Origin of the sequence: Paracoccus sp. MC1854, from assembly GCF_014164635.1 — a bacterium.
GTDB lineage: Bacteria > Pseudomonadota > Alphaproteobacteria > Rhodobacterales > Rhodobacteraceae > Paracoccus.
Genome location: NZ_JACJFU010000009.1, coordinates 1 through 12,807 on the forward strand (window position 1 = coordinate 1; position 12,807 = coordinate 12,807).

A 12,807-nucleotide genomic window follows, 5' to 3' on the forward strand; every position below is an offset into this window, starting at 1 on the left:
TGCTTCAACAAGCTGAAGAACGCCCGCCGCGTCGCCACCCGCTACGACAAAACCGCCGAAAGCTACCTGGCATTCATCGACGTTACCTCCATCCGCCTCTGGCTCCGCCATTTGTCAACATGACCTAGACAGGCCTGAGCCAGTGGTATCACCTTTTGGTGTCGATCTGGTAGAACCGATTGAACTCGATCTCCCTGCGATCGATCTGTCCCGCCCGATACTGTCCCAAAGATCGTTCGTCGCTTGCAATCCGCCATACTCCAAACCCTGCATCATAAGTGACCCGGTCATATGGGGAACCGGAGGTCACTTTATTAACCGCGAAGAAATTTATTTGTCGGACGCTCTTGTTCTTTTTCACCTGAAGTTATTTGATAAGTTGACGTATCGCGAACGAGCCGCCAAGCGGAAGGCTATGGTTACTGATCCAGAAACTGGCGAACTGATCATGGGTCCTGGCGGCAAGGAATGGATGCGCACTGACGAATTTCATGAATATACAATCGAGAGTCGCCAACCCATAAACAACATAGACTTCAGAAGGCCACGCAAGAAATGGCTCGAGAGCGCAAAATTCAACAGAAGATCTGGGGTCTGGAGACGTTCCGGGCGATCGCATAAGCAACTACATAGAATACCGGAGAGATTTGATAATGTTTTCTAGGGATCAAAATTCTGGATTACGTTGATAATTGAAAGGAACCGGGCCAGCGAAAAGCTGGCCCGTTCCGTTTTCCAAGCGCGTTGCAAAACCCTTACTCCTGCTGCCCCATGAAGCTCAGCAGGAAGGTAAACAGGTTCAGGAAGTCCAGATACAGCGTCAGCGCGCCTAGGATCGCTGACTTGCCGATGAAGTCGGCGTCCGAGTTCACCAGTTCCAGGTAGGTGTTCTTGATGTTCTGCGTGTCATAGGCGGTCAGGCCCGCAAAGATCAGCACGCCGATCACCGAGATGGCGAAGTTGACCGCGCCCGAGCCGACGAACAGGTTGACCACCATCGCGATGATCAGGCCGACAAGGCCGATCATCAGGAAGCGGCCCATGGCCGAAAGATCGCGCTTGGTGGTGTAGCCATATAGCGACAGCGCCGCAAAGCCGCCGGCCGTCGCCACGAATGTCAGCGCGATCGAGCTGTCGGTGTAGCGCAGGAAGATCGAGCTGACCGATGCGCCCATTGCCGCCGCGAAGGCGTAGAACAGGATCGTCGCGCCCTGCGTGGACAGGCGGTTCAGCGCTGCGCCAAAGCCGAAGACCATCAGCAGCGGCAGGAACAGAAGCACCCAGCGCAGCGGGGTGGTATAGACGACGCGCCCGAACTCGGTCCAGGCGCCCGGCCCGCCGGCCATCTGCGCAAAGCCGTATGCGACGGCGGCCGTCACCAGCATGCCCACGGTCATCAGGCCGTAGACCTTGTTCATGTAGGCCCGCAGGCCCTCGTCAATGACCGCAGCACGGTTGGCCGTCGTGGCCGGGCGGCGGATCGTGTTGTAGTCGACCATAAGCTCTCCCTCTCGCTGGGCCGGGCCTGACGGACCGGTCCCTCATCTGCGGAATATCGGCAATCACTCCGGAATTTCAACCGTCAGGGCATGAAAAGCGGTTCTGTTGCCAAGTGCTTGACACATTCTTGACCACTGCCGGCTCTTACCCGGCGGCGGCCTCCTGAGTCATGGTCAGGACGACCTTGCCGACGGCTTTTCGCGTCTTCAGAAGATCATAGGCTGCCGCCGCCTGCTCCAGCGGCAGGACGGCGCCTGTAGTGGGGTGCAGCCGTCCCTCGTCGTACATCCGCAGAGCCGCTTCTAGGCTGCCGCGCATGGCCGGACGGTCAAGCTGGCGGTAGCCGCCCCAGTAGAAACCGAGGATCGCGATATTCTTCACCAGCGCATGGTTCAGCGGCAGGGCCGGGGGCCGCCCTCCGGCAAAGCCGATCAGCAGATGCCGCCCCCCCGTCCGCAGAGCGCCAAAGGCGGCAAGCCCCGGCGCATCGCCCACTGCATCATAGACGACATCGACTCCGCCAAGGCTCCGCAGGGCTGCCTTGAGGTCATCCGTCCCGACGCTGTCGATGGTCTCGGCCGCACCCGCCTGCCGTGCCGCATCAAGCTTGTCTGCCCCGCGAGCGACCGCGATCACGCGGGCGCCCAAGGCCGCGCCGATCTCGACCGCCGTCAGGCCGACGCCGCCCCCCGCACCCAGCACGGCAAGCGTTTCTCCCGCCTGCAGCCGCGCGGGTCCGGTCAGGGCGAGGTGACTGGTCCCGTAGGCCACCTGAAAGCCAGCGGCCTCGCACCAGGACATCCGGTCCGGGATGGGGATGCAGTCATCGGCGGCGAACACGCCGTGGTCGGCCATGGTCCCCCTTCCCGAAACGCTGACCCGCGTTCCTGCGGCAAGCCCGACACCCGGCCCTGCGGCCTCGACGACGCCCGCGCCTTCGATCCCCGCCACGAAGGGATAGGGGGGCGTGTCCTGGTACTTGCCCTCGACCATCAGCAGGTCGGCAAAGTTCAGCGCGGCGGCATGCAGGCGCAATCTCACCTCGCCCGCACCCGGATCACGGCTTTCGGCCTCTGTCAGGCTGGGGGCTGCCCCCGGCCCGGCTATGCTGATGATTCGAGTCATGCGTCCGCTCTCTCTGCCCGTGCTGTCTGCGTGATCTCTATACGGGCGACAAATAGGGGTAAACCGGACGATCCGACCTGTCTTTTTGGTCAAATCAGGCAAGTTGCCCGCGGATAATGCTCGCTGATTGCGCTGGGGCGCGGTAGTGCGCGGATAGATTGTGTGAGGTTTTAACGATGAAGCATGTTGTCGATGCCCATGTCGGACAGAGAATCCGTCACCGCCGCTGGACGATCGGGATGACCCAGCAGCAGCTGGCGGATGCCGTCGGCATCAAGTTCCAGCAGATCCAGAAGTACGAAACCGGCATGAACCGCGTCTCGGCTTCGCGCCTGTGGGACATCGCCGCGGCGATGGACGTCCCCGTCGCCTTCTTCTTCGAGGGGCTGGGCCAGACCGCCGAGGCCGCTGGGGTCGATCTTCTGGCCGACAAGGAGGCGCTTCAGCTCGTGCGGGCATATTATGCCATGCCCGAGGCGCAGCGCCGCCAGATCTTCGAACTGGCACGGGTCCTGTCCGAGCCTGCGTGAACCCGGTCCGGGCGCGCTGGTCATGCCCCGCGCGCCCGGATAGGCTTGGGTCTGATCGCCGCCGTTGCGCGGCCCGGACCCGGACTTGCCGATGACCTCATTCTCTGCGCGGACGCCTGCCGCCGCCGCGATCCTGCAGACCGCGGGTGCGCTGGCCGATGTGGCCCGCGCCGAGACGCTGCGATATTTCCGCAGCCCCTTGCTTGCGCCGGACAACAAGGCGGCGGCCGGCTTCGATCCCGTCACCGAAGCGGACCGCGCCTGCGAACGCGCGATGCGGGCCATCCTGGCCGAGCGGCGGCCGGATGACGCCATTCTGGGCGAGGAATATGGCCCGTCGCCGGGAACCAGCGGCATGACCTGGGTTCTGGACCCCATCGACGGCACCCGGGCTTATCTATGCGGTGCGCCGACCTGGGGCGTGCTGATCGGCGTCACCGACCCACAGGGTCCGGTTTACGGCATGATCGACCAGCCCTGGACCGGCGAGCGGTTCGAGGGTGGGTTGGGTCTCGCCTGCCTGACTGCGCCGCAGGGCGACCGCCCGCTCGGCGTCAGGCAGGGCGTGGGGCTGGAACAGGCAACGCTGATGACGACCTACCCGGAAGTGGGGACCGAGGCCGACAGCGCCGCCTTCCGCCGCGTGGCCGCGCGCGTGCGGCTGACCCGCTACGGCTTTGACTGCTATGCCTATGCGCTGCTGGCGATGGGGCAGGTCGATCTGGTGATCGAGGCCGGGCTGCAGCCTTATGACATCGTGGCGCCCATCGCCGTGATCGAGGCCGCGGGCGGCATCGTCACCGACTGGCAGGGCGGCCCGGCGCATGGAGGCGGGCGGGTCATCGCCGCCGCGACCCCGGAGCTTCACGCGGCCGTGCTGAGCCTGCTCGCCGGCTGATCGCGGGCTGGTTGCCGCGGCGGGGCGGCGCGCCTATGGTCGCGGCGCCTCAGCCTGACAGGTGCCCCATGACCGAGAACCGCCCCGAGTCCGACGGGATCGAGGACGATTTCGTCCCCCGCCGGGGCCTTGTCGCCGAGATCGCCGAGGCCATCGACGCGGGCGACGGCCCGCGCCTGCACGCACTGCTGGACCCCCTGCACGGCGCCGACATCGCCGACGTGATCGAGCAGCTGACGCCCCAGCGGCGCATCCGCTTTGTCCGCCTTTATTCCGGCGAGTTCGACGCCGAGATCCTGTCCGAGATCGACGAATCCATCCGCGAGGAGGTTCTGGAACAACTCCCGGCCGAGGTCCTGGCCGATGCCGTGCGCGAGATGGACAGCGACGACGTCGTGGATCTGGTCGAAGACCTGGAAGGCCCCGAACGCGAGACGATCCTATCGGCGCTGGACGAAACCGACCGGGTCGCGGTCGAGCAGTCGCTGAACTACCCTGAATATTCCGCCGGCCGCCTCATGCAGTCCGAGGTCGTGACCGCGCCCGAGCACTGGACCGTGGGCGAGACCATCGACTTCCTGCGGTCCGAGGAATGGCTGCCCGACCAGTTCTACCATGTCATCCTCGTGGACCCGCGCCGCCATCCCATCGGCTATGTGACGCTGGGGCGGCTTCTGTCCTCGCAGCGGGCCACGCGGCTGGCCGACATCGCCGAGGACAGCTTCCGAAGCATCGACGTGCTGCAGGACGAGGGCGATGTGGCCTATGCCTTCAACCAGTATCACCTGATCTCGGCCCCGGTGGTCGATGCCGACGGGCGGCTGGTCGGCGTCATCACCATCGACGACGCGATGAACGTGCTGGACGAGGAGCATGAGGAGGACGTGCTGCGGCTGGCCGGCGTCGGCGAGGAAAGCCACGTCAGCGACACCGCCCTCCGCACCGCACGCCAGCGCCTGCCGTGGCTGGTGGCCAACCTGTTCACCGCTTCGCTGTCGGCGATGGTGATCACAATGTTCGAGAACACCATCGCGGCGCTGGTCACACTGGCGGCCCTGATGCCCATCGTCGCCTCGACAGGGGGCATTGCCGGAACGCAGTCGCTGGCGGTGGCTGTGCGCGGTCTGGCGACGCGCGATCTGAACATGGGCAATGCCCGTCGCGTGGTCATCCGCGAACTGCTGGCCGGGATGCTCAACGGCATCGGGCTGGCGCTCCTGCTGTCCTCGGGGGCGTTCCTGCTGTTCGGGGATCCGCTGCTGGGAGTGGTGCTGGGCTCGGCAATGATCGTCAACCAGATCGTCGCGGCCCTTGCAGGCGTGCTGGTCCCGCTGCTGCTCAGCCGGCTGGGGCTGGACCCGGCGCTGGCCTCGGGGACATTCGTGACGACGCTGACCGATGTGATGGGGTTCTTTGCGTTTCTGGGGCTGGCGACATGGATACTGATCTGAACCAAGAGAAGCGCACGCTGCGAGCGCAGGCGCTGGCGGCGCGGGCGCAGGGCGGCGATCAGGCGGCGCTGGACCGCAGGCTGGCCGAGGCGCTGGCGCCCCATGCGGGCCGTGTCCTCGCCGGCTACTGGCCGATGAAGGGAGAGCCGGACCCGCGACCAGCCATGGCGGGCCATGACGGCCCTGTCTGCCTGCCGGTGGTGCCGGGCCGCGCGGTGCCGCTGATCTTCCGTCGCTGGACCGGTGAGCCGCTGGACCGCGGCCCCTTGGGCACCAGCCAGCCGCCTGCGTCGCTGCCCCAGATCACCCCCGAGGTGCTGATCGTGCCGCTGGTGGCCTTTGACGGCCAGTTGAACCGGCTGGGTTATGGCGGCGGCTATTACGACCGCACGCTTGAGGCGCTGCGGAGAATCAGGCCGGTCCTTGCCATCGGCTTGGCATGGGAAGCGCAGCGTCTGGACACGATCCCGGCCGAGTCCTTCGACCAGCCGCTCGACATGATCGTCACGGACGCCGGAACGTGGCGGCGGGATCTGTGACTATCCGGTGACACCGGCGGCAAGGCCGGGCCGAGAAGCGACTCGGACCGACTCTGGGGACAGCCTGTGGACAACTCGGGGGCGTGGTGCCGCAAGCCTGCACCATGCTTGGAAAAAGACGCACCCGGCAGATTTCCTGACCGGTCCCGAACCCGGCCCGGCTTTGCTGGCGCGGATCACGAAGCCGGTTTTTGTCAACGCCTAACGCAACTTGCGGGCGCAAATAAACTGCTTGAAACCATGCAGGACACGCTGCAGTTAGTGTGAGCGTAAGTCGCGCACTACTAGATGTGGTGACGGGACGAGGGACAAAGCAAGACATGTTGCCGGGTGTCCGGCAGCTCGCCGGGCCTGCGGATGTGATCCGCAGGGTCGGTGAGGCATGTCCGACGGCAGGCGCAAGTCGCAGTGGGAACGAAGGACAGAGAGGGCGGGACCATGAAGATCGAACGGCGTTTCACGACGGAAAAGGGCGGGGCCTATGGCGAGGTCTCCTTCACCACGACCACCTCGGAAATCCGCAATCCCGATGGCACGGTCGTCTTCCGCAACGACTCGGTCGAGGTTCCCGAGGGCTGGAGCCAGGTGGCCTCGGACGTCATCGCGCAGAAATACTTCCGCAAGGCGGGCGTCCCCGCCGCGCTGAAGCGCGTGAAGGAAAAGGGCGTCCCCGATTTCCTGTGGCGCTCGGTCCCCGACGAATCCGCGCTGGCGAAGCTGCCCGAGGGCCAGCGTTTCGTGGGCGAGACCTCGGCGCGGCAGGTCTTTGACCGTCTCGCCGGCGCCTGGGCCTACTGGGGCTGGAAGGGCGGCTATTTCACCGCCGAAGCCGACGCTCGCGCCTATTACGACGAGATGCGCTTCATGCTCGCCCGCCAGATGGGCGCGCCGAACTCGCCGCAGTGGTTCAACACCGGGTTGCACTGGGCCTATGGCATCGACGGGCCGTCGCAGGGCCACTTCTACGTCGATTTCCAGACCGGCGAGCTGGTCAAGTCGAACAGCGCCTATGAGCATCCCCAGCCCCATGCCTGCTTCATCCAGTCCGTCGCGGACGACCTGGTGAACGAGGGCGGCATCATGGACCTGTGGGTCCGGGAAGCGCGGCTCTTCAAATACGGCTCAGGCACCGGCACCAACTTCTCCTCCCTGCGCGGCGAGGGGGAAAAGCTGTCAGGCGGCGGCAAGTCCTCGGGGCTGATGGGCTTCCTCAAGATCGGCGACCGGGCGGCGGGCGCGATCAAGTCGGGCGGCACCACGCGCCGCGCGGCCAAGATGGTGATCTGCGACATGGATCACCCCGACATCGAGGCTTTCATCAACTGGAAGGTCATCGAGGAGCAGAAGGTCGCCTCGCTGGTGGCCGGTTCCAAGCAGCACGAGACGAAGCTGAACGAGATCTTCGCCGCCATCCGACAGTGGGATGGCAGCGCCGGGGACGCGACCGATCCGGCAAAGAACGAGGCGCTGAAATCCGCGATCCGGTCCGCCAAGAAGGCGATGATCCCCGAAACCTACATCAACCGGGTTCTGCAATATGCCCGTCAAGGCTTTGACTCGATCGAGTTCCCGACCTATGACACCGACTGGGACTCGGAAGCCTATGCCAGCGTTTCGGGCCAGAACTCGAACAACTCGGTCCGCGTGACCGACGCCTTCCTGCAGGCCGTGAAAGACGGCGCCGACTGGGCGCTGATCCGCCGCACCGACGGCAAGACCGCCAGGACCGTCAAGGCGCGCGAGCTGTGGGACCAGATCGGCCATGCCGCCTGGTCCTGCGCCGACCCCGGCATCCAGTTTCACGACACAGTGAACGCCTGGCACACCTGCCCGGCGGACGGGCCGATCCGGGGATCGAACCCCTGCTCGGAATACATGTTCCTGGACGACACGGCCTGCAACCTTGCGTCGATGAACCTTCTGACCTTCCTGCAGAACGGCCAGTTCGACGCCGCGGGCTATGTCCACGCCACCCGCCTGTGGACCGTCACGCTGGAGATCAGCGTGCTGATGGCGCAGTTTCCCTCAAAAGAGATCGCGCAGCGGTCCTATGACTTCCGCACGCTGGGCCTCGGCTATGCCAATATCGGCGGCCTCTTGATGAACCTCGGCCTTGGTTATGACAGCGACGAGGGCCGGGCGCTGTGTGGCGCGCTGACGGCACTGATGACCGGCGTCTCCTATGCGACGTCCGCTGAGATGGCAGGCGAGCTTGGACCATTCCCGGGCTATGCCCGCAATGCGGATGCCATGCTGCGGGTGATCCGCAACCACCGCGCGGCGGCGCATGGGACCGGCGAATACGAGGCCGTGAACGTCAACCCGGTCGCGCTGGACGTCGACAACTGCCCCGATCCGCAACTGGCGACCATGGCGCAGCGCGCCTGGGACAAGGCGCTGGCGCTGGGCGAGGAAAACGGCTTCCGCAACGCCCAGACCACGGTGATCGCGCCTACCGGCACCATCGGCCTGGTCATGGACTGCGACACCACGGGGATCGAGCCCGACTTCGCGCTGGTCAAGTTCAAGAAGCTCGCGGGCGGCGGCTATTTCAAGATCATCAACCAGTCGGTGCCGGCGGCGCTGGAAACATTAGGCTATCCGAGCGCGCAGATCGAGGAAATCGTGGCCTATGCCGTGGGCCACGCATCCTTGGGCAACTGCCCCGGCATCAACCATGCCGCGCTGGTCGGCCACGGCTTCGGCCCGCGGGAACTGGAAAAGGTGGATGCGGCGCTGGCCTCGGCCTTCGACATCCGCTTCGTCTTCAACCAGTGGACACTGGGGGAAGAGTTCTGCAAGGGCTCCCTCGGCATCCCCGCCGAGAAGCTCAACGATCCCAGCTTCGACCTGCTGCGGCATCTCGGCTTCACCCGCGCGCAGATCGACGCGGCCAATGACCATGTCTGCGGGACGATGACGCTGGAAGGCGCGCCGTTCCTGAAGCCCGAGCATTACAGCGTCTTCGACTGCGCCAATGCCTGCGGCAAGAAGGGCACGCGCTACCTGTCGGTGGACAGCCACATCCGCATGATGGCGGCGGCGCAGAGCTTCATCTCGGGCGCGATCTCCAAGACGATCAACATGCCGAACTCGGCCACGATCGAGGACGCGCTGGCGGCTTACGAACTGTCGTGGAGCCTGGGCATCAAGGCCAACGCACTTTACCGCGACGGATCGAAGCTGTCGCAGCCGCTGGCCTCGGCGCTGGTCGAGGATGACGAGGAAGCCGCCGAGATTCTGGAAAGCGGCACCGCGCAGGAGCGTGTGGCGGTCATTGCCGAAAAGATCGTCGAGAAGATCATCGTCAAGGAAGCCATCCGCAACCAGCGCGAAAAGCTGCCGTCCCGCCGCAAGGGCTATACCCAGAAGGCCCTGATCGGCGGCCACAAGGTCTACCTGCGCACCGGCGAATACGACAACGGCCGGCTGGGCGAAATCTTCATCGACATGCACAAGGAAGGTGCGGGCTTCCGGGCGATGATGAACAACTTCGCCATCGCCGTGTCCGTGGGCCTGCAATACGGTGTGCCGCTGGAGGAGTTCGTGGACGCCTTCACCTTCACCCGCTTTGAACCCGCAGGCATGGTGCAGGGCAACGACTCGATCAAGAACGCGACCTCGATCCTAGACTACATCTTCCGGGAACTGGCCGTGTCCTACCTGGACCGCACCGACCTTGCCCATGTGAAGCCGAACGGCGCCAGCTTCGACACGCTGGGCGGCGGCGCGAACGAGGGCCGGCCCGAGCCTGCGGATGAAAGCGCCGCCTCGAAGTCGGTGGAACTGCTGCGCCAGATCAGCTCGACCGGCTACCTGAGAAAGCGCCTACCGCACGACCTGATGGTGCTGCAGGGCGGCACCTCGGCGGTGGCGGTGGCGTCAAGCCTGGCCGAGACGCAGGCAAGCTTCGAGGTCGGCGTGGCGACGGTCACGCTGGACCCCCGCGCCAAGGCGAAGATGCAGGGCTACGAGGGCGATCCCTGCGGCGAATGCGGCAACTACACGCTGGTCCGCAACGGCACCTGCATGAAGTGCAACACCTGCGGCGGAACGTCGGGCTGCAGCTGAGAGATCTGGTCGGGGCGCAGAAGTGGAAGCTCTGCACCCCCGCCGCCTCACACGAATGCACCGCGTGGGAGCGCTTTACGATCAGAGGCCGCATGCCGGTGGCAACCTGAGCGGACGGGAAGCCGTGATAACTGCCTCAATCATCCACGACTTCGATGGTGTGGATAACCAGAGAGGTTTCAACAATGGCCAAGGACGAAAAAAAAGTCCGAAAGCGGCAAGCGCCGCATCGCGTGTGTTGAAGGATGGGCGAACCGGCAAGGACTCCAAGACTGCAGCCGGATCTGCACTGTCGCAGGCACCTGATAAGAAGAAGCAGATCAGCCGCTAGCGGCCTCGACTTGCAACGTCGCGGAAAATGGGTGCGCGCTTAAGACTGAAAGACGAGGGACATGACAGGTCGCCGCCCGGTATCACCGGGCGGCGATGCCTTTTGCTGATGGCTTGCCGAAGCCGGGCCAAGGGGCGCAACAGGGGGACGCGGATGAAGACGGATATCGAGATCGCGCGCGCCGCGACCAAGCTGCCGATCGGGCAGGTCGCGGAAAAGCTGGGGATCGGGGCGGACGATATTCTGCCCTATGGCCATGACAAGGCGAAGATCCCGCGCGATTTCATCGACGGGCTGGCCGGGCGTCCGCAGGGCAAGCTGATCCTCGTCACCGCCATCAACCCGACGCCGGCGGGCGAGGGCAAGACCACCACCACCATCGGCCTCGGCGATGCCCTGAACCGCATCGGCCACCCTGCCACCGTCTGCATCCGCGAGGCCTCGCTTGGCCCGAACTTCGGCATCAAGGGCGGCGCGGCAGGCGGGGGTCACGCTCAGGTTGTGCCGATGGAGGACATGAACCTTCATTTCACCGGCGATTTCCACGCGATCACCAGCGCCCACAACCTGCTGGCGGCGATGCTGGACAATCACATCCACTGGGGCAATGCGCTGGACATCGACCCGCGCCGGATCACCTGGCGGCGGGTCATGGACATGAACGACCGGGTGCTGCGGGACGCCGTTGTGGGGCTTGGAGGTCCCGCCAACGGGGTGCCGCGCGAGACGGGCTTCGACATCACCGTCGCTTCCGAGGTCATGGCGATCCTGTGCCTTGCCGACGACCTTCAGGACCTGCAGGAACGGCTGGCGCGGATCATCGTCGCGCAGACCCGCGACGGGAGGTGGGTCACGGCCCGCGACCTGCAGGCGGACGGCGCGATGACCGTGCTGCTGCGGGACGCGCTGCAGCCCAATCTTGTGCAGACGCTGGAAAACAACCCGGCGCTGGTCCATGGCGGCCCCTTTGCCAATATCGCCCATGGCTGCAACTCGGTGATCGCGACCCGCACCGCGCTGCGGCTGTCGGATTTCGTCGTGACCGAGGCGGGGTTCGGGGCCGACCTGGGCGCGCAGAAATTCCTCGACATCAAGTGCCGCAAGGCCGGTCTTGCGCCTGCCGCAGCGGTGCTGGTGGCGACCGTGCGGGCGCTGAAGATGAACGGGGGCGTCGGCCGCGCCGATCTTGCCAACGAGGACGTGGGTGCCGTCCGCGCGGGTTCCGCCAACCTCATCCGCCATATCCGCAACCTGCGCGCCTATGGCCTGCCGCTCGTCGTCGCCATCAACCATTTCGCGACCGACACCCCGGCCGAGATCGCCGCCGTCCAAGACGCAGCCGCCCGCGAAGGCGTCCGCGCCATCCTCTGCCACCACTGGGCCGAGGGCGGGGCAGGGGCCGAGGAACTTGCCCATGAGGTGGCGGCGCTTTCGGCGGAACCCTCGGGCTTCCGGCTGCTCTATCCCGACGAGATGCACCTGTGGGACAAGATCGAGATGATCTGCACCCGCATCTACGGCGCCGCGCGGGTCGAGGCGCCGCCTTCCATCCGCGCCCGCCTGATCGCCTGGCAGGAGGACTACGGCCACCTGCCCATCTGCATGGCCAAGACGCCCTACAGCTTCTCGGCGGACCCTTCCGCGCTCGGGGCACCCAGCGGCTTCACCATCCCGATCCGAGAGGTCCGACTGGCGGCAGGCGCGGGCTTCATCGTCGCCATCTGCGGCGACATCATGACCATGCCCGGCCTGCCGCGGGAACCTGCGGCGAACCGGATCGGGCTGGACGCCGAGGGGCGGATCGAAGGGCTGTTCTGAGTGTCCCGGCTTACCACCTTCGACCGCATCATCTCGGACCGCGGCTCGGTCTATGCGGTCTCGGGCGGACCCGTCGCCGACCGGGCCGGGATCGAGGCGCGGCTGGCCGAACTGAAATCCGTCCGCCGCTTTGCCAAGGCCACCCATAACAGTTGGGCCGCGCGGCTGGGCGGCGAGGGGCTGAAGGCCGATGACGGCGAATCCGGTGCCGGCGCGATCATCCTGCGGATGCTGGAAAGCGAGGGGCTGGACGATCATCTCGTCGTCGTCACCCGCTGGTATGGCGGCAAGAATCTTGGCGGCGACCGCTTCCGCCATGTGATCGGCGCGGTGCGCCATTACCTCGCGCATCGGCCGGTCTGAGGGGGCCTTCTTCATCTTGCGTTGTCGCGGCCGAGAGCCGCAGCAGGCCGCCCGTCACCGACCATCGACTTGCGCCGGAGACCAGCCTTGCGCGCTGCCGCCGCATTGAGGTTACTGTTGACCGACGCCTGCTCTCTGCGGCATAAGGCGAATTAACTGAACGAACGTTCAATAACCGGGG

9 protein-coding genes and 1 pseudogene are annotated in these 12,807 nt (G+C 65.5%); 8 read left to right on the forward strand and 2 right to left on the reverse strand.

From position 1 onward, the window contains the following. Positions 1 to 123, forward strand: a pseudogene (locus H5395_RS09300) (IS5/IS1182 family transposase); the annotation flags it as partial. A 632-nt stretch (positions 124 to 755) separates the two neighbouring features. Here the strand turns inward: H5395_RS09300 and H5395_RS09305 are convergent. Beyond that, positions 756 to 1,499, reverse strand: a complete 744-nt coding sequence (locus H5395_RS09305; RefSeq protein WP_182792303.1) for a Bax inhibitor-1/YccA family protein — start codon at positions 1,497 to 1,499, stop codon at positions 756 to 758. A gap of 145 nt (positions 1,500 to 1,644) precedes the next feature. Beyond that, the gene (locus H5395_RS09310) at positions 1,645 to 2,625 is read right to left on the reverse strand and encodes an NADPH:quinone oxidoreductase family protein (RefSeq protein ID WP_182792304.1); all 981 of its coding nucleotides are present in this window, start codon (positions 2,623 to 2,625) and stop codon (positions 1,645 to 1,647) included. Between the two features lie 176 nt (positions 2,626 to 2,801). On the opposite strand from H5395_RS09310, the gene H5395_RS09315 reads away from it, so the two are divergent. The 7 genes from H5395_RS09315 (at position 2,802) to H5395_RS09345 (ending at position 12,626) form a co-directional block, all read left to right on the forward strand. Next, positions 2,802 to 3,155, forward strand: coding sequence for a helix-turn-helix transcriptional regulator (locus H5395_RS09315; RefSeq protein WP_182792305.1), 354 nt, complete (start codon positions 2,802 to 2,804; stop codon positions 3,153 to 3,155). A 91-nt stretch (positions 3,156 to 3,246) separates the two neighbouring features. Continuing rightward, complete coding sequence (locus tag H5395_RS09320) at positions 3,247 to 4,053, forward strand: inositol monophosphatase family protein (protein ID WP_182792306.1); 807 nt, start codon at positions 3,247 to 3,249, stop codon at positions 4,051 to 4,053. A gap of 68 nt (positions 4,054 to 4,121) precedes the next feature. Continuing rightward, positions 4,122 to 5,504, forward strand: a complete 1,383-nt coding sequence (gene mgtE, locus H5395_RS09325) for a magnesium transporter (protein ID WP_182792307.1) — start codon at positions 4,122 to 4,124, stop codon at positions 5,502 to 5,504. Next, positions 5,489 to 6,043, forward strand: a complete 555-nt coding sequence (locus tag H5395_RS09330; RefSeq protein ID WP_182792308.1) for a 5-formyltetrahydrofolate cyclo-ligase — start codon at positions 5,489 to 5,491, stop codon at positions 6,041 to 6,043. Before mgtE ends, H5395_RS09330 begins: the two co-directional genes overlap by 16 nt. A 438-nt stretch (positions 6,044 to 6,481) precedes the next feature. Then, positions 6,482 to 10,114 carry a vitamin B12-dependent ribonucleotide reductase gene (locus H5395_RS09335; RefSeq protein WP_182792309.1) on the forward strand — a complete coding sequence of 1,211 codons (3,633 nt, stop codon included), beginning with the start codon at positions 6,482 to 6,484 and terminating at the stop codon, positions 10,112 to 10,114. 484 nt (positions 10,115 to 10,598) lie between these two features. Then, positions 10,599 to 12,263: a formate--tetrahydrofolate ligase gene (locus H5395_RS09340; RefSeq protein WP_182792310.1), complete on the forward strand. Its 1,665-nt coding sequence runs from the start codon at positions 10,599 to 10,601 to the stop codon at positions 12,261 to 12,263. After that, positions 12,264 to 12,626, forward strand: a complete 363-nt coding sequence (locus tag H5395_RS09345) for a YigZ family protein (protein ID WP_234450846.1) — start codon at positions 12,264 to 12,266, stop codon at positions 12,624 to 12,626. It abuts the gene before it with no gap. The last annotated feature ends 181 nt before the right edge of the window (positions 12,627 to 12,807 follow it).